Source organism: Advenella sp. RU8 (assembly GCF_048381675.1).
Classification (GTDB): Bacteria; Pseudomonadota; Gammaproteobacteria; order Burkholderiales; family Burkholderiaceae_B; genus Advenella.
Map to the genome: position 1 here is coordinate 74,313 of NZ_JBLWIS010000006.1, position 23,805 is coordinate 98,117.

Here is a 23,805-nt window from a genome sequence, read left to right on the forward strand (position 1 = left end):
TTTAATTGTCTTTGTTGGGAACCGTGGAGGGGGTTGAACGTTTGACATGCAGCCATAAGGCCCTTCGTGCATCGGCGCGCAAGACCCGGAACCTTAGGTTTTCGTAGTCATGCGTGTCTCCACGTTGGGGGATATGGTCCAGTTCAGCCGCTAGCCAGCCACCGATGGTGTCATATTCATCTTCGGGAATATTGCTGTTGATGGTTTCATTGAAGTCGCTGATTTCGGTAATGGCCATGACTCGCCAGGCATTTTCCGATTCGGGGAAAATGGTCTGTTCGGCTTCTTCATCGTATTCGTCTTCAATATCGCCAACGATTTGCTCAAGGATATCTTCCATGGTGATAAGGCCGGTTATGCTGCCGTATTCATCGATGGCGATGGCCAGGTGATTGCGGTTTTCCTTGAAGTCGCGCAACAGCTGGTTGAGTTTTTTCGTTTCAGGTACAAAATAGGCGGGCCTGATCAGGTTGCGGATTTTAAGGTTGGGTTCATTGAAAAAACGCAGTAAATCCTTGGCCAGCAGGATACCGATAATATTGTCACGCTCATTTTCATAAACAGGAAAACGGGAGTGTGCCGTCTCGATAATGGTGGGCAGGAGTTCCTGCAGGGATTGTGATGCATCAAGGATGTCCATGCGCGAGCGGGACACCATGATGTCGCTGACATTTTTTTCGGTCACTGAAATGGAGCCGAGGATCATCGTGTAGGAGTCATCATCAAGGATTTCCTTGTCATGCGCGGCGCACAGGATTTCCTGAATGTCCTCACGATCTTCGGGCTCGCTTTGGCCAATAAGGGTTTTAAAACGCTGCAATAAAGAGCGTGTGGCTGATTTCTTGGCTGACTTTAATTCCGGGTCAGCCTCGCTGGAAGGGTATGGGTCTGTTGACATCTCTGGACGTCTAGTTAATGGGAATTCAAGCATAACTCAAAATTATTGTTTTTTGATGAATTTTCGGCTTGTTCATTGAAAATGCCTGAAGTCCCCTTTAACCGTGTTTATTTTTTGCCCCTCATCCGCGTTCCAGGTAAGGGTTTTCGATATGTAAACGTGCCAGGATGGCAATTTCCAGGTTTTCCATGTGTTCGGCTTCTTCGTTATCGATATGGTCGTAGCCAAGTGCATGAAGGGTACCGTGAACAACCAGGTGGGCGGCATGGTTTTTGAAGGGTTTGCCCTGTTCGGTCGCTTCTTTTTTGAGGACATCAAGGCACAGGATGATATCGCCGTGGGCGGTCCCTTCCGGATCGACGCCATATTCAAAGGTCAGTACATTGGTAGCGTAATCTTTGTCGCGGTAGCTGGCATTCAGTGCCCGGCCTTCTTCGGTGTCTACCAGGCGCAGGTTCAGTTCGGCACGCTGGAATGCTTCGGGGTCGTCCGCCCATGCGGCCTGAACCGCTTTCAGGGCCCAGGCGCGCAGCTGCTGGCGGGACAGCTCTGGCGCTTCGACGGCATATTGAACGGTAAAGCTAAGTACGGGTTCTGGCATGATGATTAACGATAATGGGGTTGGGAAGAGGTTGGACTGGTCGCCGCTTCCGATTCATCGTAGGCATCAATGATGCGTGCGACCAGCGGGTGACGGACCACGTCTTTGCTGGAAAAGCGTGAAAAAGCAATGCCTTCGACCGATTGCAATACCTGCATGGCATGGGACAGGCCGCTTTTTTGTCCTTTGGGAAGGTCCACTTGTGATGGGTCTCCGGTAATAATAGCCTTGCTGCCAAATCCGATGCGGGTCAGGAACATTTTCATTTGTTCCGGTGTGGTATTCTGGGCTTCGTCAAGGATGACAAAGGCATGGTTAAGCGTGCGTCCACGCATGTAGGCCAAAGGCGCAATTTCGATGGTTTGTTTTTCGAACAGGCGCTGTACTTTTTCAAAACCCATCAGGTCGTAAAGCGCGTCATACAAGGGGCGCAGGTATGGGTCTACTTTCTGTGCCAGGTCACCGGGCAGAAACCCTAAGCGCTCACCGGCCTCGACCGCCGGTCGGGTCAGGATGATGCGCTGTACGTTTTCACGCTCCAGCGCATCAATCGCACAGGCGACTGCCAGCCAGGTTTTGCCGGTACCGGCCGGCCCGGTGCCAAAGGTAATGTCATTGCGCAGGACATTATTCAGGTATTGGCGCTGGCTGGGCGTCCTGGGACGCAAGTCGCTGCGCCGTGTACGCAGGATAATGGTTTCGCTTTCATCATCCAGTGGCGGCAGGTCATCCGGTTCTTCGGGCCGGCTTGCAGCAGGCACTCCTTTGTGGGGAGACGCTTTCTGCTCTACCAGGCCCAGCTGGATGTCATCAATCGTCAGGTCTTTATGGCGGGCTCGCCGATGAAAAATCTCGATGCTGTTGCCCGCTTTCAGGGCCTGTTCACCCTCTAGCGTGATGCGATTGCCGTTACGTCCCAGCTTGACCCCCCAAGCCTGGGCGATTTGCCGCAGGTTTTCATCAAGGGGGCCGCACAGGTTGGCCAATTGCATATTGTCACCATCAAGGGTGATGATGACCGGTTGGTTGCGTTTGACAGCCATTAGCTAACCTGCTCGCTGGTTACCACCTCGCCACGCAGTGAGTTGGTGTAGACATCGGTGATGCGTACATTGACGATTTGGCCAATGAGGCGTTTGGGTGCGGAAAAATTGACGATCCGGTTGTTTTCGGTACGTCCGGTCAGCTCGTCTTTGTCGCGGCGGGATTCGCCTTCAACCAGGACCGGCTGAATCGTGTTGAGCATGCCATGGCTGATGGCCTTGGCCTGTTTGTTGATTTGCGCCTGCAGGCGTTGCAGGCGCTTGAGTTTGACCTCGTAGGGGGTGTCATCATGCAGGTCGGCAGCCGGGGTGCCGGGGCGACGTGAGTAGATGAAAGAAAATGAAGTGTCAAAATTGACGTCTTCAATCAGTTTCAGGGTGGTTTCAAAGTCGGCATCGGTTTCACCGGGAAAACCCACGATGAAGTCGGAAGACAGCGTCAGGCCAGGGCGTGCCGCATACAGTTTGCGGGCAATCGCCTTGAACTCAAGGCCGGTATAACCCCTTTTCATGGCGGCCAGGATACGGTCGCTGCCGGTCTGGATGGGCAGGTGCAGGAAAGGCACCAGCTTGGGCAGGGCACCGTGCGCTTCAATTAAGCGGTTGGTCATTTCCTTGGGATGGGAGGTGGTATAGCGGATGCGTTCAATGCCCGGAATCTCATGGACATATTCAAGCAGCATGGCGAAGTCGGCGATTTCACCGCTGTCTCCCATGGTGCCACGGTAGGCATTGACGTTCTGGCCCAGCAGGTTGACTTCTTTCACCCCTTGGTCTGCCAGGTCGGCCACTTCCTGCAGGACGTCTTCAAACGGACGGGAAATTTCTTCGCCACGGGTATAGGGAACCACGCAAAAACTGCAGTATTTGCTACAGCCTTCCATAATGGAAACAAATGCCGACGGGCCATCAACGCGAGCCGGTGGCAGGGCGTCGAATTTTTCAATTTCGGGAAAGCTGATATCTACCTGCGAACGGCCGGTTTCTTGGCGCTTGTTGATCAGGTCTGGCAGGCGGTGCAGGGTCTGGGGACCGAACACGACGTCTACATAAGGGGCACGGCGAATGATGGTAGCGCCTTCCTGGCTGGCGACGCAACCGCCTACACCAATCACCAGATTGGGTTTTTTCTGTTTGAGCTGGTTGGCGCGTCCCAGGTCGGAAAAAACTTTTTCCTGGGCTTTTTCACGGATTGAACAGGTGTTGAACAGGATGACGTCGGCATCTTCCGGATCGTTGGTCAATTCCAGGCCCTGGTTTTCACGCAGGACATCGGCCATTTTATCTGAGTCATATTCATTCATCTGGCAGCCGAAAGTCTTGATGTAAAGCTTGCGGATGCTGCCATCGGGGGCGGCCAGGGAAGACAGGGGGGATTCAACAGGCTTAACCGTTTCGGGGTTAAGGCCGGCGCGTTTGATATTGGTTTCTTGCATAGTTGGATACCGGTGCGGGTTTGAGCCCGGGGGCAAAAAAAGGAAAAGCAGATTGTACTCTTATTGTCGCTCTTTTTTCTATCTGTTTGTTTTTGCATTGAAAAATGAGCGTTAATTAAATTGCCCCCAAGAAACCGGTGATAGGCGGTTGTTGGGGGCAATTTAACGGCTAAGTCTTTAACTAACCCTTTTATTGAAGGGCAACTTAATGAAGCCTGGGCTTAGCCTTCGATGATTTCGGCAGCCGGGTCTTCTTTTTTGGGTGCTTTTACCATGTCTTCCCGTTTGACGCCCAGCCACATGGCAATGGAAGCGGCCACAAAGACTGAGGAATAAATACCAAACCAAATACCAATGGTTAGGGCCAGCGAGAAGTAATGCAGGGTGGGGCCGCCAAAAAAGAACATGGCCAGCACCATCATCTGGGTAGAACCATGGGTAATAATGGTCCGGGAGATGGTTTGGGTAATGGAGCTGTCAATGACTTCACGAACACTTGTTTTGCGCTGTTTGCGGAAGTTTTCACGAATCCGGTCCATGATAACCACCGATTCGTTGACCGAATAGCCCAGTACCGCCAGCACGCCAGCCAGTACGGGTAAAGAGAACTCCCATTGGAAAAAGGCAAAAAAGCCCAGGATGATCACCACGTCGTGCAGGTTGGCAATCATGCCGGCGATGGCGAATTTCCATTCAAAGCGGAAACCCAGGTACACAATAATACCCAGGACCACAAAGAAAAACGCCTTCAGGCCATTGCTGAACAATTCACTACCCACCTGTGGTCCGACGAACTCAACCCGGCGCAGTTCGACGCCGGGGTCAACCTGTTGCAGGGCTTGCATGACTTTTTCACTTTGCGCGGCTGAGGTGACCCCTTCCTGAATGGGAAGGCGGATCATGACGTCTTGTGACGTGCCAAAGTTTTGTACCTGGAAGTCGGTATAGCCCAGGGACGCGACCGATTGGCGGATCGAGTCCAGTTCGGCAGGTTGCTGGTAATTGACTTCCATGACGGTCCCGCCGGTAAATTCGATCGACAGGTGAAAACCGCGGGTAACGATGAAAAATACCGCCAGTGCGAAAGTAATGGCACTGATCACGTTAAGGATCAGGGCGTACTTCATGAACGGTATGGTTTTACGGATTCTGAATAATTCCATTTTAATTCCCGGCTCCTGAACCGCTCGGGTTCAGGAACATTGTTTACGTGTTAAGCCTTGCTTGCGGGTGAATGCATTTATTTCTCTGCATCCGGTTTCCAGACAGTACCGATGGCCAGGGTCTTGAGCTTTTTACGGCTGCCATACCAAAGGTTGACCAGTGCCCGGACACCCACGACGGAAGAGAACATGGAGGTCAGGATGCCAAGGGTATGCACCACGGCAAAGCCACGGATGGGGCCACTACCAAAGGCCAGCAATGCCAGACCAACAATCAGGGAGGTCAGGTTTGAGTCAAGAATGGTCCCCCATGCCTTGTCAAAGCCGATGTTGATCGCCTGTTGAGGTGAAGCACCGTTTCGCAGTTCTTCGCGGATCCGTTCATTGATCAGCACGTTCGCGTCAATCGCCATGCCCAGGGTCAGGGCCAGCGCAGCAATACCTGGCAGGGTAAGCGTGGCCTGCAGCATGGAGAGCAGTGCCAGCAGCAGCAATACGTTGAAGATCAGACCCAGGGAGGAGAAAATGCCAAACAGGTGGTAGTAAATAATCATGAATACGGCAATCATGATGAAGCCGTACAGGGTGGAATCAAACCCTTTCTTGATGTTTTCCGCACCCAGGCTTGGGCCAATCGTGCGCTCCTCGATAATGCTCATGGGCGCGGCCAATGAACCGGCACGCAGCAACAGGGATACGTCGGCCGCCTGCTGGGCCGTCATGCTGCCTGAAATTTCAACTTGTCCGTTGGGGATTTCACTGCGAATAACCGGTGCGGTCACGACTTGTCCACGGTTGTTTTCAAACAGGATAATCGCCAGCCGTTTGCCAATGTTATCGCGGGTGGTATCGCGGAAAATGCGGGCTCCCTTGTTGTCCAGGGTCAGATTGACGGTAGGTTCCTGGGTTTGCTGGTTACGGCCGGCCTGGGCGTTTTCCAGGTTTTCACCAGTCAGCAGGACCTGGCGGCGCACCAGAATGGGACGGCCATCACTGTCCTTGAAAGACTCCAGTCCGAATGGCACCGTGCCACTGGCCAGGGCAGACATGGCTGCGGGGGAGTCATCGACCATGCGCAATTGCAGGGTGGCGGTACGGCCAAGAATTTCCTTGGCTTTGGCCACATCCTGGATGCCGGGCAACTGGACAACAATACGGTCGTTGCCCTGTTGCTGAATCACCGGTTCGGCAACGCCCAATTCATTGATGCGGTTATGCAGGGTAAGAATGTTTTGTTTGAGGGCGGTTTGCTCTACCCGGGCGATTTCGCTTGGGCTGATTTGTCCGGTCAGGATGAATTTGCCATTGTCGACAGATTCGGTAAAGGTCAGTTCATTGATGCGGTTGCGGAACGCACCGACGGCTTTGTTGCGGTCGTTCTCGGAGGCAAAAGTGGATACAATGCTGGCGCCTACCTTGTTGACGGATTCAACCTCTATTTTCTGATCGCGCAGAATGCTGCGGATGTCGGTGGTCAGGGTGTCGTAGCGCGATTCCAGGGCGCCTTTCATGTCAACCTGCAGCAGGAAGTGGACGCCGCCACGCAAGTCAAGGCCCAGGTACATGGGGTTTGCGCCAAGGTTGGTCAGCCAGTCGGGCGATCCGGACAGCAGGTTCAGGGCAACCGTATAATCGGGCTCTTGTGTATTGGTATTCAGGCTGCGCTCAAGAATGTCTTTGGCCTTGAGTTGGTTGTCGGTGGAATCAAAGCGGATGCGGATGGTGCCCACCGGACCATTTTGCTGAAAATAGGAGCCCGTGTAAGGAAGGTTATTCTGTTTAAGGATATTGTCAACGCGGCTTAACAGTTGTTGATCGACCTTGAGTGTAACGTTTGCGCTAGAAACCTGGACAGCAGGCGATTCCCCGAAAAAGTTCGGGATGGTGTAAATAATACCGATTACCAATGCAACCAGTACCATTAGGTATTTCCAGAGAGGATAGCGGTTCATGCCGTAGCCGTATAAATATGTTGATTAAAAAAAGAAAGCCCTTAAAAAATTAAGGGCAGGGCAGCCTTATAGGGATTTGATGGTGCCTTTGGGCAGAATATTGGTAACGGCTCCGCGCTGCAGCAGGACTTCAACGGGTTTTTCGGCCAGTTCAGCCACTTCAATGGTAATGTAGTTGTCGGTTACCTTGCTGACTTTACCCAGCAGGCCACCTGAAGTAATCACTTCATCACCTTTGGCCAGTGCTTCGACCATGGCTTTATGTTCTTTCTGGCGTTTCATTTGTGGGCGGATCATCATGAAATAAAGCACCACAAACATGAGGATGATTGGTAAAAAGCTTGCCAATCCACCTGCGGCACCCTCGGGGGCGGCTTGAGCGATAATAAGTTGTGATAAATCTGTTGCCAGCATGGGGTAACTCCAAAAAAATAATTATATTAACGGGATATTGTAGCGGAACTTGATTATTCGATGCCTCTTGCGCGATCTTTTGCGAATTGTTCTTTCCATTGTGCAAACGTGCCGTTTTCCAGTGCCGTGCGCATTTCTTTCATCAGGTTCAGATAGTAATGCAGATTGTGAAGGGTGTTCAGGCGGGCACCGGTAATTTCATTGGCTTTTTGCAGGTGATGCAAGTAGGCGCGGGAAAAATGGCTGCAGGTATGGCAGTGGCAGCTCGGATCCAGTGGACGGGTATCATCCTTGTAACGGGCGTTACGGATCTTGATGTCGCCAAAGCGGGTAAACAGCCAGCCATTGCGGGCATTGCGTGAAGGCATGACGCAGTCAAACATGTCAACGCCGTTGGAGACACCATCAACCAGGTCTTCGGGGGTGCCCACGCCCATCAAGTAACGGGGGGCATTTTCAGGCAGTTGATGCGTGATGTGCTGCAAAATACGCAACATGTCTTCTTTGGGCTCACCCACTGACAGGCCGCCGATGGCATAGCCATGGAATCCGATATCGGTCAGCCCGGCGAGGGACTCATCGCGCAGGGACTCATACATGCCCCCCTGGACAATGCCAAACAGGGCGTTGGGGTTTTCCAGTTTGTTAAAGGCGTCCTTGGAGCGTTTGGCCCAGCGTAGCGACATGCGCATGGAACGGGCCGCCTCTTCTTGCGTGGCCGGCCGGCCATCAATCATGTAGGGCGTGCATTCATCAAATACCATGACGATATCGGAATTCAGGGAGCGCTGGATGCGCATGGACTCTTCGGGTGTCAGCAGCAGCTTGGCGCCATCAATGGGTGAAGAGAACTTTACGCCTTCTTCGGTTATTTTGCTGCGCAGGTCACTGAGGCTGAAGACCTGAAAGCCACCGGAATCGGTCAGGATGGGCTTGTTCCATTGCATGAATTGATGCAACCCGCCGTGTTTTTCAATCACCTCGGTACCCGGACGTAGCCAAAGGTGGAAAGTGTTGCCCAGAATAACCTGGGAGCCGATTTCTTCGAGCTCGTGCGGCAACATGGCCTTGACACTGCCATAGGTGCCTACCGGCATGAACATTGGCGTTTGCACGGTGCCATGGTTCAGGGTAATGCTGGCGCGTCGGGCCTTACCTTCGGTTTTTAACAGTTCAAACTTGAGTCCTGACATATCTTTTCTATATAAATAATTTTGATCGGGGCAGATGGGCTGCGTTTGGTTTAGGCGCGTGGCGAGATGAACATGGCGTCACCATAGCTGAAAAAACGGTATTGTTGCTGGATGGCATGTTGATAGGCATGGCGCATGGTGTCAAGCCCACAGAGGGCAGAAACCAGCATGAGCAGGGTGGATTGGGGCAGGTGAAAATTGGTAAGGAGCCCGTCAATGACCTGGAACTCGTAGCCTGGGGTAATGAACAGGCGGGTATCGGCCGAGTGGGCAAGCGGACATTTTGGCCCGGCCAGGCCACCTTGATGGGCTGCCGATTCCAGCGCACGCACGCTGGTCGTGCCTACGGCAATCACGCGTCCACCGTTGGCCCGGGCTTGTAAAATGGCATCCACGGTTTCCTGTCCAACGGTATACCACTCGGCATGCATGATATGGTCTTTTAGCTGTTCAACCCGTACCGGCTGAAAGGTGCCTGCACCCACATGCAAGGTGACAAAGGCACAGGCAATACCGGCGGCTTTTAGTTCCTGTAACAGGGCATCGTCAAAATGCAGGCCGGCAGTCGGTGCGGCTACCGCACCGGGTTCCTGGGCGTAGACGGTTTGATAGCGCTGTTCATCGGATGAATCGGCGTCGTGCTGGATATACGGTGGCAAAGGTGTTGCACCGTATTGATCCAGCAGGTCCAGCACATTGCCAGGAAAGCGAAGGTCAAACAATTCACCTTCGCGGCCAAGCACTTCCGCTTCAAAGGCGTTTTCAAAAACCAGCCTGGTGCCTGGCTTGGGTGATTTGCTGGACTTGATGTGTGCCAGGGTGCGGGTAGGTTCGATAATGCGCTCGATCAGGGCTTCGATTTTTCCGCCACTTTGTTTTTGACCGTGCAGGCGTGCCTTGATGACCTTTGTATTGTTAAAGACAAGCAGGTCGTTGGGTTTGAGCAGTTTCACGATATCGGGAAAGGCAAGGTCGTGCAGCTGGTCTTGCGGGTCGATATGCAACAGGCGGCTTTGTCCGCGAGAGGCAGGAGGTGTTTGGGCGATAAGCGCTTGTGGCAACTCATAATTGAAGTCGGCAACAGTTAGCGTATTATTGATCTGATACATGAAAACAGCAAAGGTAAATGGAAAAATATCGGAGGGCGTATTATCATTCGGCATGGTCATCGCCGCGGAAGGGGTTATTATAAAGCGAGTTTAACCCTACGCCATTGAAATGAATGGATCGGGAAAGTTATGCCCCTTTCCAAGGCTGGCAGACCGAATATATTGATTTGTGAATCCATCGGAGAAATTATGGCCATCCACGAGATCCGGCACCCCCTTATCAGACATAAACTGGGCATCATGCGCAGTGCAGATCTGAGTACCAAAAGTTTTCGCGAACTGGCCCAGGAAATTTCGGCATTGCTTACTTACGAGGCCACTAAAGACTTTCCGCTTGAAAATACGACCATCAAGGGGTGGTGCGGAAATGTGGTGGTGGAAAAGATTGCCGGCAAGAAAGTGACGGTGGTGCCTATCTTGCGTGCCGGTATTGGCATGCTGGAAGGCGTTCTTTCTTTGATCCCGGGTGCCAAGGTCAGCGCAGTAGGCATTGCCCGCAATGAAGAAACCCTTGAGGCCGGCACTTATCTGAAAAAACTGGTGGGTGACCTGGACCAGCGGATTGCCCTGATTATCGATCCGATGCTGGCTACCGGCGGTTCCATGGTGGCAACCATTGACATGCTGAAGGCGGCTGGTTGCCGCGAGATCCGCGCTCTGGTTCTGGTGGCGGCACCGGTGGGCATTGAAAAAGTGCTTAGCCTTCATCCTGATGTGGATATTTATACGGCTTCAGTTGATGAGGGTTTGAACGAAAATGGCTATATCATTCCCGGTTTGGGTGATGCCGGTGACCGGATTTTTGGCACCCGGCAGAAAGATTAAGGTGTCATCCACCAGGCAGTTTTTATATTGGGGCGATTCGCCTGTTGCCTTGTTGTTATACATGAAACAATAAGTTGACACTTTTTTTAAGTGTTTTATCTAGGGTGATTCCCAAAAATCATATATGATGTTTCGAACCCCTTAACTTTTTGGAGAAAGCAAATGGCCGTACGAAAAAGTCTGGAGCAAACCGAAGAGCAGTTGCTGGAAAGCCTGCGCAAAAGTATTGAAGATGCTGAATCGTTGTTGAAAGAGGCCGCAGGTGCCGGTGAAGAAAAAGCGCATGAATTAAGGGCAAGGGCGATGAATGCCATTCACCGGGCGACTGACAGCTTCAAGGAAACCCAGGAAAAAGCGATTGTCCAAAGCAAGGAAGCCGTGCGGGTGACCGATGAGTACGTACATGAAAATCCATGGCGCTCAATTGGCATGGTGGGTCTGGCCGGCTTGTTGTTGGGTGTTATCATTGGTCGTCGTTAAGCATTATTAAAGGGTATCGCCTTTATGACCGTCAGGCATGATCTGAAAAATGCGGTTGGCAGCCTGTTTAAAATCGCTGCCACCCGCATGGAGTTGTTTGGGCTTGAAGTGGCCGAAGAAAAAGAGCGTATGCTGGGCATGCTGTGGTTGAGCATGTTTGGTTTCGTTTTTTTCATCTTGGCCCTCATGAGCGCAACTGTATTGGTTGGCCTGTATTTTTGGGGTACCGAATACCGTTTTGTCGTGTTGCTGGGGCTGGTGTTGTTTCATACCCTGGCTGCACTGGCCTGCTTTTTCTATGTCCGTTCCTGTCTCATCAGGAAAAATCTGCCGTTTTCTGCAACGGTCAAGGCCTTGCAAGATGATGCGCAGTGTCTGCGGGGCAACACGGCAGCAGCCACAGAGGAGCGCCCATGAACCGAAAAGAACGGGAGTTGCACAAACAGTTGCTGGTTGCCCGGATAGACGTCGAGCGGGAAATTGCCAGCCTGAGCTTCAGGAAACTGAGCCTCTCGGCTTCTCCGCGTGCGCTGAGGCAGCAATTGTGGCAAAGCGGCAGCCTGGGCTTATCCCGCATGACTGGCATTCCTTCAACCTTGTTTGCTTACCTGGAAAAGAACCCACGTCTTAGCCTGCTGGTTGGCCGGTTTTTGCTGCGCTCCAGCAAAACCCGTTCAAAAGTGCTTAAGCCGGTGGTGCTGGCGGCGGTTTCCTGGTTTGTGTACCATAAATTCCAGAGTCGGGAAAGCAAGTCGCCTTCCCGCCAGCCGGTGGCTACAAACCCAGATCCTTCCATAGAGAATCCACCCGGGTTTTGACATCAGGATCCCGCTGGATGGGGGTGCCCCATTCCCGTTGGGTTTCGCCTGGCCATTTATTGGTGGCATCCAGCCCCATTTTGCCGCCCAAGCCAGAAACCGGAGAGGCAAAGTCCAGGTAATCAATGGGGGTGTTTTCCACCAGTAGCGTGTCGCGTACCGGGTCCATCCGGGTTGTCATGGCCCAGACGACTTCTTTCCAGTCTCGGGTGTCTACATCGTCATCAACCACAATAATGAATTTGGTATACATGAACTGGCGCAGAATGCTCCAGACACCAAACATGACGCGTTTGGCATGGCCTGCATACTGTTTGCGGATGGAAACCACCGCCAGCCGGTAGCTGCAACCTTCCGGTGGCAGGTAGAAGTCGACGATTTCAGGTAATTGCTTGCGTAGCAGGGGAACGAACACCTCGTTAAGGGCAACCCCCAGTACAGCAGGCTCATCGGGTGGTTTGCCGGTGTAGGTTGAATGGTAGATGGGGTTTTTGCGCATGGTAATGCGCTCAACCGTAAATACCGGGAACCAGTCCTGCTCGTTGTAATAGCCGGTATGGTCGCCATAAGGGCCTTCCAGTGCCATTTCGTAAGCGGATTGTTTGGGTGGCGTCATGCCTTCGGGGACCGCGGGTGCCAGGGCCCGTGGATCGGATGATGGCAGGATATGCCCTTCAAGGACGATTTCTGCCGAAGCGGGAATGGATAAATCACTGCCAATCGCCTTGACCAGCTCTGTGCGCGAGCCGCGTAGCAGGCCGGCAAACTGGTATTCCGACAGGCTGTCGGGAACAGGCGTCACGGCACCCAGGATGGTGGCCGGGTCTGCCCCCAGCGCAACGGCGATGGGAAACGGCTTGCCCGGGTTAGCTAGCGCGAAATCACGGAAATCAAGGGCACCGCCACGATGTGACAGCCAGCGCATGATTAATTTATTGCGGCCAATCAATTGCTGGCGGTAAATGCCAAGGTTTTGGCGCTTGGCAAGTGGGCCTTTGGTAATGACCAGGCCCCAGGTAATCAGGGGCGCCACATCGCCCGGCCAGCATTTTTGGATTGGCAGGCGGTTAAGGTCAACGTCATCGCCTTCAAAAATAATTTCCTGGCAGGGGGCGTGGCGATGCATTTTGGGCGCCATGTCCCACAGGGCCGATTTAAGCATGGAGACTTTGCCAAAAGCGTCTCTCAGGCTTTTGGGGGCTTCAGGCTCACGCAGGGTAGCCAGCAATTCGCCAATTTCCTTAAGGGCGCTGGTGCTTTCGGCTCCCATGCCCCATGCAACCCGCTGGGGGGTGCCAAACAGGTTGGCAAGAACCGGTATGTCAGAAAGCTGGCCATTGTGCATGGTTTTTTCAAAAAGCAGGGCGGGCCCTTCCTTGCGCAATACGCGATCGCTGATTTCCGTCATTTCAAGATGGGTGGAAACCGGTATTTGAATGGCTTTCAGGTTATTCAGTTTTTCGAGCTGACTGAGGAAGTCACGCAGGTCACGGTATTTCAATTTATTCGACCTATCAGAAGTTTGATAAAGAAGATTCATTATAGGGTATCCGGTGGCCATTGGCGCATGCCGCATCTTATTTATTACTGTTGAACTAAACGTGCGTAATTCTCCACCTATCATCTCTGATTTAGGTGGAGATGTAAGCACTCACGTCCTATCAGGGCGTTCCTGTTTTTCGATATACTGCCTAATCGTGTCAATAGTGGCACCACCCGTCGTCAGTAAACAATATGCCCTGGTCCACAGTACAGGTTTCCAGTAAAACTGGGCTAAATGCGTTGCAAATTCCTTTCTCATTAAACGGCTGGTGACCGTTTTCAGATTATTGATAAACTTGCTTGGCATGATATTAGGGTGCATATCAAGCAGTAAATGAACATGATCGGCTTCGCCATTGAACGCCAGCAACTGAACTTCCCATTTTTGGCAAAGGTTGGTAATCATAATTTTGAGCCTGTCAAGCATATCGTCCGTAAAGCACTTTCTGCGGTATTTAGTGACTAACACTAAATGGTAAGTAAGTTTATAAACACAGTGGTAATGTGATTTTATCTGATTATTCATCATTGACACCAAGTATAAATAATGCTAGTTTATACCTATATTTCACTAGCCTGACAAGCGATGCTAAAAGCCTATAAATACAGGATTTATCCAAACCGGGAACAAGCCTTGTTGATTGAAAAGCATTTTGGCTGTAGTCGTTTTGTGTTCAATTGGTCGCTGGCATTGCAAAAACGCTATTATGCGATGTTCAAAAAATCGTTAACACGCACCCAAATCCAAAGTCAGCTCGTCAAGAAAAAGAAAAAAGCTAAATACGCCTGGTTGAATGAAGTGAATAGCCAGTCGTTACTGAACGCCTTATTAAACGTCTATACCGCTTTTACTGGCTTTTTCAAAGGAAGTGCCCAGTTTCCACGTTTCAAATCCAGGAAAATTCCACAGCGTAGCTACCAATGCCCCCAACATTGCACCTTGGACTTTGTGCAAGGCGTTATCCATCTACCCAAGCTCAAGGGCATTAAAGCGGTCTTTAGCCGTGAATTCGTGGGGAAAGTCAAAACCGTTACGATTAGCAAAACGGCCACGGGCAAATATTATGCAAGCGTACTGGTTGAGAACGACGAGGTATTGCCAACACCGACTACCATTGAGCCCAATTTGACCGTTGGCATTGATTTAGGCATTCGTCACCTGCTCACCTTGTCAGACGGCAGTAAATTTGACAATCCAACGCATTTAGCCAAAGCAGGCAAACGCCTTGCCATACAGCAAAAAATCTTTGCCCGCAAACACAAGGCCAGTAAGAACTATCAAAAACAGAAACTAGCCGTTGCCCGTATTCACGAAAAAGTACGTCACCAGCGCCTGGACCTACACCATCAAATCACCCATAGTCTTATCTGTGAGAACCAAGCGACAAGCTATGCCTTAGAGGATTTAGGTGTAAAAAACATGGTAAAAAACCGTAAACTGGCCAAAGCGATGAGTGATACAGGCTGGGGGCAGTTTGTCACCTTGCTTACTTACAAGGCAAAGTGGTACGGTAAAAACATACTCAGGGTAGACCGGTTCTTTGCCAGTAGCAAAATTTGCTCACATTGTCATCATAAGCTAGAGCGTTTGCCGTTGTCTGTGCGTGTTTGGACGTGTCCTGGCTGTCACGCCCGGCATGACCGTGATATCAATGCAAGCAACAATATACGCGCCCAAGCGTTAGCTGATGTGGCAGGACTTGCTACTGCATAAAGAGTTCCCCCAATACAATACTTATCAGCGTAAGTGTATTGGCGAAAGGTAGCAATGCAGATTGCTATGGGTCGCAAAGATTCCCCCAGCATAGCCGGTAGGCTTGATGGTGGGAATGTGTCAATATAAGTCAAGAGGCCACGCTTTTAACTGCTGAGCTCGTGGGAAATGGGCGGCGAGTTTTAATGAGATATTTGGATGGTGAAAAAATTGATCCTGAAACGATTGCCGGCTTATTGTTATTGATAAGTCATGTTTGAGATAGGTAAATTAATAAGGAAATGGCTATTATGCTGGATTTACAAAAAACCAAATTAGCAGTAGAGCAGGCTTATCAGCAGTTTAGCCAGATACCTGGCGGTGCTAATGCCGACTACATTCCTTTTTTAGCGAATATCCCCGGCAATTTGGCGGCTGTTGCTGTAGTTACGACTCGGGGGGATGTGGTTTCAGCCGGTGAGGCGCAGTATCGTTTTGCGATTGAGTCAATTTCCAAAGTGTGTACTTTGGCTTTATTGCTGGAGGATTGGGGATCAGAAGTTGTACAAGAAAAAATAGGTGCAGAAGCTACAGGTATGCCATTTAATTCCGTAATGGCGTTGGATTTACATGGAGGCAAACCTTTGTCCCCGTTGGTGAATGCAGGCGCGATAGCGAGCACCAGCTTGGTCAAGGCCCATTCCGTAGAAGAGCGTTGGCAACGCATATTGTTGATGCAGCGCCAAATGGGCTCAGGACAAATTGCATTATCTGCCGAGTTAAACGAATCGGAACAAAGCACTAATTCTCACAATCGTGCGATAGCATGGTTATTGCACTCAGCGGGTTATATGTATTGTGATCCCATGGAAGCTTGTGATGTGTATACGCGTCAATGCTCTACTTTATTAACGACTGTTGAACTGGCGACCATGGGAGCGACCTTGGCCTCGGGTGGTATTAATCCATTAACGAAAGAAAGGGTATTGAAACCTGAAAACACGCCTCGTATTTTGGCAGAAATGACCATGGAAGGTCTGTATGACAGTTCAGGTGATTGGGCTTATACCGTGGGTTTACCAGGTAAAAGCGGTGTTGGCGGTGGTATTTTGGCTGTGGTTCCGGGTGTCATGGGTATTGCTGCTTTTGCACCGCCCTTGGATAAAGTGGGAAATAGCGTACGTGGACAGAAAATGGTTGCTGCCGTAGCCAAGATATTGGGCTTTAATTTGTATAAGGGAGCTTAATGTGCCTGACATCCCGCTCTCCTGGTTGCTCCCTAAAAAGCAGCCCCGGCGTTTAAGCGTATATGGCAACCTGGTATATGGTTTTCAGGTTATAGTCAGGCTTTGTCCGTTTGTTGAAAATGAATGATGGCTTTGTTTGATATCAGCCCGCAAGCCCGACAGGTTCGTCAGGGTATTGTTTCTTTTTTTCATGACTTTATTCGCTTGATGGTCATGTATCTTGGCATTGCGGCGATGGTGCTGGTAGCGGCCATCTTCATCTTGCCAGCAGCACAGGATCGGTTCCAGCAGGTGAGGCTGGCGGTGCTTGATGCGCTTGAACCCGATAACTCCATGGTGTCCGAGCAGGATTTTCTTAGCCTGTTTGCGGTGAACGATCAATATGAGCGATCCAGGCAAGATGTTTCTACAGAGATCGTGAGCGGAGAAGAAGCCGCAACGGAAAAGGGCTTTTTTGCCAACCTGACGATTGACCAGCCGCAGTTCAGCCTGCCTGGTGTGCCCGCACACGAGGCGCAGTTGTTAAGGGATTACATTGCCCGCAAGTTCAAGGTGGCCCGAAATGTTACTGGCTCGCTGATTCTTACCGTTTATGAAAACGCCCGTGAAAAAGACCTTGACCCCCTGCTGGTGTTGGGAGTCATTGCGGTTGAGTCACGTTATAACCCTTTCGCTGAAAGTCATGTGGGCGCACAAGGGCTGATGCAAGTGCTTACCCGGGTGCATGCCGAAAAATTTGATGAGTTTTATGGCGGCAAGCTGTCTGCCCTGAATCCGGTGGCCAATGTGCGCGTGGGTACCCGGATATTGCGTGATTGCATCAAGCGCAGGGGGTCGGTGGACGGCGGACTGGCCTGCTACGTTGGGGCAACAGGCCCTAATGGCGGCAGTGGTTATGCCGCAAGGGTCCAGGCTGAGCGCCAGCGCATTGCGCTTGAATCAGGGATTCCTTTAGGCAAGAACCTGGGGCAGTTCTATTGATTGTCTGTCCGCCAGTTTTTGCAGGAAAGGCTCCATCCGGGCAATCGCTTCTTTCAGTCGATCCAGGCCGGTTGCATAAGAAATGCGAATCATGCGGCTGGCATGTTCCGGTCCGAAATCAAGGCCGGGAATGACTACCACACCGGTTTCATTCAACAAGCCCCGGGCAAATGCTTCACTGTCATTGGCATAATAGCTGATATCGGCATAAATGTAGAAGGCGCCATCGGGTACGACCGGTACTTTCAGCTTCAGTCGTTCAAGCTCTGGCAGCAGATAATCCCTGCGCTCTTTAAAGGCAAGCCGGCGTTTTTCGTAAATGGCCATGGCTTCATCGGTAAAACAGGTGATGGCTGCATGCTGGGCCAGGGTAGGGGGGCAAATGCAAAGACTGCTGGCGAGCTTTTCTACAGCGGGCACAATGTCTTCAGGAACGATCATCCAGCCCAAACGCCAGCCGGTCATGTGAAAATATTTTGAAAAACTGTTGATGACGATAATGTCCGGGTCAATCGCCAGGGCCGAAATCGGCTCACGGTCATAACTCAGTCCCAGATAAATTTCATCCATGATGACCAGGCCGTTACGTGCTTTGACCGCCTTGAATATTTTTTTCAGTTCTTCAGGATCGACGGACGTGCCGGTAGGGTTGCTAGGGGAGGCAATCAAGACGCCACGGGTTTTGCTGCTCCAGTTGGCAATGATTTTTTCGGCTGAAAGCTGAAACCGTTCTTCTGCCGTGCAGGGTATCAGGCGGGGCCTGGCGCCGGCACAAATGATAAAGTTGCTGTTGGCTGGATAGGCCGGGTCTGGCATCAGGATTTCATCACCCGGGTTCAGTGTGCTTAGGCAGGCCAGGGACAGGGCGCCAGAGGCTCCTGAGGTGATAATCACCTGCTCGGGATTGACGCGGGCACTAAATTTTTTTTGGTAATAATGGGCAATTTCCGCCCGTAATTGAGTGATGCCCAGTGCCGGGCTGTAACCGCTTAAACCGGCCTCTGCTGCATGGTTAAGGGTTTCCACAACGATGGAGGGGGCGGTGAAGTCGGGCTCACCAATTCCAAGGCTGATAATATCTTGTCCTTGCTCTTTCAGCTTTTGGGCTGTTTTGGTAACTTCCACAGCCTGAAAAGTCAGGGCTTCTTCTATTCGGTTGGCAATACGTGACATTGTAAGCTCGGTGGCAAAAAATAAAACAGCAGACACTAGCCGAAATCAGGGCAATTCGGCTGAATATAATAGGGATTGTAGTTTGTGAATGGCATCCCGTCATTCACATCCGTGGTGTAGCACTTAAAATGTGCCAGTTTGTTTAATTGTTTTCAGGTGGCAATGTCATTATGACCATGAATCGTCGTGCGTTTTTGAGTTTTGGCAAAAAAGCGGTCAGCCAGAGCCCATGGCAAAATTTTTGTCAACGGGTTGCCCGCTCTGTCAAGGGGCAAATCCGGGATCAGGGTGAGCTTGAGGGGTATGGTGCCGCGTCGGTAACCATCAGCCGGCTTGCCGATGCACTGCATTTACAGGCGCTGTGTGCTGAATATGATGCTGCTATGGTACTGGACGGGATTGCCGTGCGGGATAACGTGATTGGCCGTTCATGCCTGAGTGTCAGGCTTGAACCCGCTTTGTCGCAAGTGGAGCCCTTGGGCGATAATGCCTGCCTGGCCCAGCCGGCAGCTACCGCTGGCCAGTTGCTGGCAATGGGGTACTGTCAATTTGAGCATGTACCGGCTGAGGTGACGCTTGCGCACTGGCTGGCAAGCCCGGAATATCATGATGTCAGGCCCGGTTATACCCATACTTCGGGGCTGGAGCGGATTCATGTTATGTTTGCTGACGGTAAAACCGCTGTTTTGGGTGGTTTTGGGGTTAATGACGAGTCTCCGCTTTCCATTCCAAGCTTGCAAAGAATTATTCCCAATCTGTTTGAGCTTTTGCGTGAAGACGATGTTGAATGGAGCCTGGGCTTGGCGTGTTGGCCTTTTTCATATCGACTGGATGCGCTCAAGGCCCTGCATGCGGATATCAACCTGGCCCGCTTGTTTTTGGGGCACCGGGCAACGCTGGTTTGGGCCCAGGAAATGGTGATTCGCAAAATGCCCCAGGCACCGTTGGTAACGCCGGGGAAGGCCGTGTTAAGCGAGCAGGAGAGGGAGCGCCTGGTGCATTCGATTACCCATGTGGAAGGCAGGGTCAAGGGATTGTTTGATCCGTCCGGCCTCTTTCTTTATTTGGACGAGTGTCTTTGAGCGCTCCGTAAAAGGCCGTGAAGGCGTCTTTAGGGAGCAGGCGCACAAATTGAGTGATTCATCGTGCAATTCATGCGTATTTTTCGTATGATAGAGAGCTCAATACTCATACACTAGTCAGTACAGGATTCAAAAATGGATGAAAGTTTACGCGCTGCTGCTTTGGAATATCATAAAAAAGGCCGTCCTGGCAAGATTTCCGTAACGCCAACCAAACAATTGTCAAACCAGCGCGATCTGGCGCTGGCTTACTCGCCCGGTGTGGCGGCTGCGTGCGATGAAATCGTTAGCAATCCAGCCAATGCGATTCAATATACTGCCCGTGGTAATTTGGTTGGTGTGATTACCAACGGAACGGCCGTGCTGGGATTGGGCAATATCGGCCCTCTGGCTGCGAAGCCTGTAATGGAAGGTAAAGCCGTCCTGTTCAAGAAATTTGCCGGTATCGATGTTTTCGATATCGAAATCAACGAGAACGATCCCGATAAACTGGTCGAGATCATCGCCGGCCTCGAGCCCACTTTTGGTGGTATCAACCTTGAGGACATCAAGGCGCCAGAATGCTTTACGGTAGAGAAAAAACTGCGTGAGCGCATGAAAATCCCGGTTTTTCATGATGACCAGCACGGTACAGCGATTACGGTTGCTTCCGCCTTCCTGAACGGCCTGAAGGTGGTTGGCAAGGATATCAAGAAAATTAAACTGGTTACATCCGGAGCAGGGGCTGCTGCACTAGCTTGCCTTGACTTGTTGGTTGATCTAGGCTTGCCGGTTGAAAATATCTGGGTTACAGATATTGAAGGGGTGGTTTACAAGGGACGCAAGGAATTGATGGACCCTGCCAAAGAGCGTTTCGCTCAAGAGACCCCATTGCGTAAATTGGGTGAGGTCATTGAAGGTGCTGATGCTTTCCTGGGCCTGTCGGCAGGTGGTGTTCTTAAGCCTGAAATGCTGTTGAAAATGAACAATAACCCGCTGATCCTGGCGCTGGCCAACCCAAGTCCTGAAATCCTGCCTGCGGATGCGCATGCCGTGCGTGATGATATCGTGATGGCCACCGGCCGCTCCGATTATCCCAACCAGGTCAATAACGTGCTTTGCTTCCCTTATATTTTCAGGGGTGCGCTGGACGTAGGTGCGACAACGATTACCCGAGGTATGGAAAAAGCGGCGGTATACGCCATTTGCAAATTGGCCCAAGAAGAGCCAAACGATATTGTGGCAACTGCTTACGGTGGCAACCAGCTTGATTTTGGGCCTGGCTATCTCATTCCCAAACCCTTTGATCCTCGCTTGATTGTCAGGATTGCCCCCGCCGTTGCCAAGGCGGCAATGGAAGACGGTGTGGCCACCCGCCCCATTGAAGACCTGGGTGCCTATGCAGAACAGCTGCAGCAGTTTGTCTATCATTCCGGTTCTTTCATGAAACCCATGTTCTCACTGGCCCGTTCATATGTCCGCGAAGGTGGCAAATCCCGTATCGTGTTTACCGAAGGCGAAGACGAGCGTGTTTTGCGTGCGGTACAGGTTCTGATCGATGAGAAAATTTGCCGACCCATCCTGGTTGGTCGCCCCTCTGTTCTTGAAAGCCGGATACGCCAATTTGGCCTGCGAATTCGTTTAGGTGAAGACGTTGATGTGACCAACTCTGAAAATGATCCACGCTTCAAACAGTACTGGACGACTTACTGGGAAATGATGAATCGCAAAGGCGTGACCCAGGAATTTGCCCGGGTTGAAATGCGCCGTCGCTTGACCTTGATTGGTGCCATGATGGTCAAGCTGGGTGATGCTGATGGCATGATTTGCGGTACGGTTGGTACTTACGCCAATCACCTGCGCCTGGTTGATCAGGTCATAGGTAAAGTGCCAGGTGTTTCAACCTACGGCGCCATGAATATCCTGCTGATGTCCGAGCGAACCGTTGCCGTGGCTGATACTCATGTGAATGCCGATCCTACCGCCGCTGAAATCGCTGAAATTACACGGATGGCGGCTGAAGAAATGCGTCATTTGCAAATCGAGCCCAAGGTTGCTTTATTGTCCAGTTCCAACTTCGGTACTGATAACCCGATGTCTGGCTCCAAGATGCGTGACGCCCTGGATATCATCCGTGAGCAGGAACCCGGGCTGGAAATTGACGGTGAAATGCATGCGGATGCAGCGCTGGACGAAGATGTCCGCAAGCGTATTCTGCCATCCAGCACCCTTACGGGCAGTGCCAACCTGTTGATTTGCCCCAATGTGGATGCGGGTAACATTGCCTATAACCTGCTTAAAACATGTGCCGGGGGTAACGTGGCAGTAGGGCCGTTCCTGCTGGGGGTCAATGCGCCTGTTCATATCCTTACAGCCAGTTCGACAGTGCGTCGTATTGTCAATATGGCGGCCCTGACGGTGGTCGATGCCAATACGCCCCGCCAAAAATTCGCCGGCATCTGACCGTATCGGTTCGCACCGGGAAGCACCTGTTGGATTGGTGTTTACCGGTGGCGGAGCCAAGGCGGCTTATCAGGTAGGGGTGCTTTGGGCCCTGCTCGATATCCTTGATCCCCAGCGCAGTCCCGGTTTTCGTAATCCGTTCCAGATTATTTGCGGATCTTCCGCCGGGGCAATCAATGCAACGGGGTATGCCTGTCGGGCCGCTTTTCCACATGCTTCAGTCAGGCGCCTGCGTCATATCTGGAGCAATATTAAAACCAGTCAGGTCTACCGTTCTGATCCGGTTGGGGTTTTTGGTAATGCAACCCGTTGGCTGTCCCTGCTCATGTTTGGTTGGGCCAGCCCGTTCATCAGGTCCCAAAGTCCCAAGTCTTTGCTTGATAACCGGCCTTTGGCCCAATTGCTGGGCCGGTTCATGCATTTTGACAATCTCAGGCATAACCTTGCCAATCACGATTTGTCCGCCCTTGCCATTACGGCAACCAGCTATACCACGGGCACTCATTTAACGTTTTACCAGTCCAAACATACCATGCAGGAATGGCAAGGTGTCCGGCGAAAATCGCTTGCCTGTGACATTAACTTGTGCCATTTAATGGCGTCCAGTGGTATCCCGTTTGTTTTTCCTGCTCAATGTCTTCCGGTCCAGAACCATACCGAGTGGTGTGGTGATGGGTCCATGCGACAGTTGGCACCCATTAGCCCGGCGATTCATCTGGGGGCTGAAAAGGTGGTGGTCATCAGCACGACCGATCACAACCGGCAGGAAGCGGTTTCTTTGGATCACTGTTCGGAGAATTATCCAACGCTGGCGCAATTGGGTGGACATGCCCTTTCTGATATTTTTGTGGATGGCCTTTCGATTGATCTTGAGCGAATTCATCGCATCAATTCCTTGTTAAAGGCTATTCCCAAAGAGGCTGATGACCGGCCCGCCTTGAAAACCATTGATGTTCTTACGCTAAGTCCTAGCAAATCTATTGACGAAATTGCCATGATGCATTTAAATTGCATGCCACAGACCGTGCGTGCGTTTTTACGTGTGTTGGGCGTCTCTTCAAAAGGTGGCGTTCATACCGGAAGTATAGTAGCCTCTCATTTATTATTTGAGGCAGATTTTACAACAGAGTTGATAAATCTTGCTTATATGGATACGATGCAGCGAATAGATGAAATTAAGGCGTTTTTTAATGAGGGCGCATCATGAGTAAGAAATCAGAAAATATTTTAACGACGATTCTGTCCTCAGGCGGAGAAATCAAGGCTAAAACAGAGAAGATGGAAGAGGTTGCTTCCTTGGCTGAAGAAATGGGCCTGGCATTTTTTGCCGCCGATTGTGACAAGGCAAGGAATCGTTCTGCTATTTTAAGGGCGTTGGCCAAAGCCGTGGATTATCCGGTTTTCTTTGGTAACAACATGGATGCCTTGCTGGATTGTTTGGGAGAGACCCTCCTGGACCAGAAAAAGGGCATGGTGCTTTGGATTAAGAACCTGCACTCGGGTGATCCATCCCTGGCCGAGGATGCCCAGGATATTCAGGGTATCCTGAAGGATACCCTCGAGTTTGCCACAGACAAGGAACGGATTTTTGTATATTCAATCGAGCACGTGGGCAAGCATTCCGATCCGGAGCCCGGTGTGGCGCCTGCGCCTTACGCAGAAAGCCAGGGCAAATAAACGCCAATAAACAAGCGGAAAGTTGTTTTTCCGCTT

At 51.4% G+C, this 23,805-nt stretch carries 23 protein-coding genes; 11 read left to right on the plus strand and 12 right to left on the minus strand.

The window, feature by feature from the left end:
• Position 1 precedes the first annotated feature (1 nt).
• The 9 genes from ACM5Q9_RS09185 to queA all read right to left on the minus strand — a co-directional run bounded on the left by ACM5Q9_RS09185 (position 2) and on the right by queA (position 9,809).
• Positions 2–898 (minus strand): HlyC/CorC family transporter, encoded by an 897-nt coding sequence (locus ACM5Q9_RS09185; protein WP_418144431.1) that lies wholly within the window; start codon positions 896–898, stop codon positions 2–4.
• Between the two features lie 121 nt (positions 899–1,019).
• Positions 1,020–1,499 (minus strand): rRNA maturation RNase YbeY, encoded by a 480-nt coding sequence (gene ybeY / locus ACM5Q9_RS09190; protein WP_418144432.1) that lies wholly within the window; start codon positions 1,497–1,499, stop codon positions 1,020–1,022.
• A gap of 5 nt (positions 1,500–1,504) precedes the next feature.
• On the minus strand, positions 1,505–2,542 hold the full coding sequence (locus ACM5Q9_RS09195) for a PhoH family protein (RefSeq protein ID WP_418144433.1): 1,038 nt from the start codon (positions 2,540–2,542) through the stop codon (positions 1,505–1,507).
• Positions 2,542–3,978 carry a tRNA (N6-isopentenyl adenosine(37)-C2)-methylthiotransferase MiaB gene (miaB, locus tag ACM5Q9_RS09200; protein WP_418144434.1) on the minus strand — a complete coding sequence of 479 codons (1,437 nt, stop codon included), beginning with the start codon at positions 3,976–3,978 and terminating at the stop codon, positions 2,542–2,544. The genes ACM5Q9_RS09195 and miaB overlap by 1 nt, the downstream gene beginning before the upstream one ends.
• A 221-nt stretch (positions 3,979–4,199) precedes the next feature.
• Entirely contained in the window at positions 4,200–5,141 is a 942-nt protein-coding gene (gene secF / locus ACM5Q9_RS09205) for a protein translocase subunit SecF (protein ID WP_418144435.1), read from the minus strand.
• A 77-nt stretch (positions 5,142–5,218) separates the two neighbouring features.
• Positions 5,219–7,093 (minus strand): protein translocase subunit SecD, encoded by a 1,875-nt coding sequence (gene secD, locus ACM5Q9_RS09210; RefSeq protein WP_418144436.1) that lies wholly within the window; start codon positions 7,091–7,093, stop codon positions 5,219–5,221.
• Between the two features lie 66 nt (positions 7,094–7,159).
• Positions 7,160–7,507 (minus strand): preprotein translocase subunit YajC, encoded by a 348-nt coding sequence (gene yajC, locus ACM5Q9_RS09215; protein WP_302890984.1) that lies wholly within the window; start codon positions 7,505–7,507, stop codon positions 7,160–7,162.
• Between the two features lie 53 nt (positions 7,508–7,560).
• Positions 7,561–8,700, minus strand: a complete 1,140-nt coding sequence (gene tgt / locus ACM5Q9_RS09220) for a tRNA guanosine(34) transglycosylase Tgt (protein WP_418144437.1) — start codon at positions 8,698–8,700, stop codon at positions 7,561–7,563.
• Positions 8,701–8,750: 50 nt separating this feature from the next.
• Positions 8,751–9,809: a tRNA preQ1(34) S-adenosylmethionine ribosyltransferase-isomerase QueA gene (queA, locus tag ACM5Q9_RS09225; RefSeq protein ID WP_418144508.1), complete on the minus strand. Its 1,059-nt coding sequence runs from the start codon at positions 9,807–9,809 to the stop codon at positions 8,751–8,753.
• Between the two features lie 189 nt (positions 9,810–9,998).
• Between queA and upp the strand changes: the two genes are divergently transcribed.
• The 4 genes from upp (at position 9,999) to ACM5Q9_RS09245 (ending at position 11,932) form a co-directional block, all read left to right on the plus strand.
• Positions 9,999–10,634: a uracil phosphoribosyltransferase gene (gene upp, locus ACM5Q9_RS09230; protein ID WP_418144438.1), complete on the plus strand. Its 636-nt coding sequence runs from the start codon at positions 9,999–10,001 to the stop codon at positions 10,632–10,634.
• Between the two features lie 162 nt (positions 10,635–10,796).
• Positions 10,797–11,114 (plus strand): DUF883 family protein, encoded by a 318-nt coding sequence (locus tag ACM5Q9_RS09235; protein WP_418144439.1) that lies wholly within the window; start codon positions 10,797–10,799, stop codon positions 11,112–11,114.
• A gap of 24 nt (positions 11,115–11,138) precedes the next feature.
• Entirely contained in the window at positions 11,139–11,531 is a 393-nt protein-coding gene (locus tag ACM5Q9_RS09240; protein ID WP_418144440.1) for a phage holin family protein, read from the plus strand.
• Complete coding sequence (locus ACM5Q9_RS09245; RefSeq protein WP_418144441.1) at positions 11,528–11,932, plus strand: hypothetical protein; 405 nt, start codon at positions 11,528–11,530, stop codon at positions 11,930–11,932. The genes ACM5Q9_RS09240 and ACM5Q9_RS09245 overlap by 4 nt, the downstream gene beginning before the upstream one ends.
• Here the strand turns inward: ACM5Q9_RS09245 and ACM5Q9_RS09250 are convergent.
• Both ACM5Q9_RS09250 and tnpA read right to left on the minus strand, forming a co-directional pair.
• A complete protein-coding gene (locus tag ACM5Q9_RS09250) occupies positions 11,889–13,433 on the minus strand; it encodes a UbiD family decarboxylase (RefSeq protein WP_418144509.1) in 1,545 nt (514 codons plus the stop codon). The two genes, ACM5Q9_RS09245 and ACM5Q9_RS09250, sit on opposite strands and share 44 nt — an antisense overlap.
• A 150-nt stretch (positions 13,434–13,583) precedes the next feature.
• Positions 13,584–14,003, minus strand: a complete 420-nt coding sequence (tnpA, locus tag ACM5Q9_RS09255; protein WP_418144442.1) for an IS200/IS605 family transposase — start codon at positions 14,001–14,003, stop codon at positions 13,584–13,586.
• A gap of 57 nt (positions 14,004–14,060) precedes the next feature.
• On the opposite strand from tnpA, the gene ACM5Q9_RS09260 reads away from it, so the two are divergent.
• The 3 genes from ACM5Q9_RS09260 (at position 14,061) to ACM5Q9_RS09270 (ending at position 17,395) form a co-directional block, all read left to right on the plus strand.
• Positions 14,061–15,188, plus strand: coding sequence for an RNA-guided endonuclease TnpB family protein (locus ACM5Q9_RS09260; protein ID WP_418144443.1), 1,128 nt, complete (start codon positions 14,061–14,063; stop codon positions 15,186–15,188).
• Between the two features lie 290 nt (positions 15,189–15,478).
• The gene (glsA, locus tag ACM5Q9_RS09265) at positions 15,479–16,414 is read left to right on the plus strand and encodes a glutaminase A (RefSeq protein WP_418144444.1); all 936 of its coding nucleotides are present in this window, start codon (positions 15,479–15,481) and stop codon (positions 16,412–16,414) included.
• Positions 16,415–16,540: 126 nt separating this feature from the next.
• Positions 16,541–17,395: a transglycosylase SLT domain-containing protein gene (locus tag ACM5Q9_RS09270; protein ID WP_418144510.1), complete on the plus strand. Its 855-nt coding sequence runs from the start codon at positions 16,541–16,543 to the stop codon at positions 17,393–17,395.
• On the opposite strand, the gene ACM5Q9_RS09275 is transcribed toward ACM5Q9_RS09270, so the two are convergent.
• Positions 17,366–18,568 carry a pyridoxal phosphate-dependent aminotransferase gene (locus ACM5Q9_RS09275; protein ID WP_418144445.1) on the minus strand — a complete coding sequence of 401 codons (1,203 nt, stop codon included), beginning with the start codon at positions 18,566–18,568 and terminating at the stop codon, positions 17,366–17,368. The two genes, ACM5Q9_RS09270 and ACM5Q9_RS09275, sit on opposite strands and share 30 nt — an antisense overlap.
• Before the next feature lie 170 nt (positions 18,569–18,738).
• Between ACM5Q9_RS09275 and ACM5Q9_RS09280 the strand changes: the two genes are divergently transcribed.
• From ACM5Q9_RS09280 to ACM5Q9_RS09295, 4 genes are all read left to right on the plus strand, one after another.
• Positions 18,739–19,650, plus strand: coding sequence for a hypothetical protein (locus ACM5Q9_RS09280; protein WP_418144446.1), 912 nt, complete (start codon positions 18,739–18,741; stop codon positions 19,648–19,650).
• 135 nt (positions 19,651–19,785) lie between these two features.
• Positions 19,786–22,092, plus strand: coding sequence for an NADP-dependent malic enzyme (locus ACM5Q9_RS09285; protein ID WP_418144447.1), 2,307 nt, complete (start codon positions 19,786–19,788; stop codon positions 22,090–22,092).
• Positions 22,055–23,299, plus strand: coding sequence for a patatin-like phospholipase family protein (locus ACM5Q9_RS09290; protein WP_418144448.1), 1,245 nt, complete (start codon positions 22,055–22,057; stop codon positions 23,297–23,299). Before ACM5Q9_RS09285 ends, ACM5Q9_RS09290 begins: the two co-directional genes overlap by 38 nt.
• On the plus strand, positions 23,296–23,769 hold the full coding sequence (locus ACM5Q9_RS09295; protein WP_418144449.1) for a barstar family protein: 474 nt from the start codon (positions 23,296–23,298) through the stop codon (positions 23,767–23,769). The genes ACM5Q9_RS09290 and ACM5Q9_RS09295 overlap by 4 nt, the downstream gene beginning before the upstream one ends.
• Positions 23,770–23,805 lie beyond the last annotated feature (36 nt).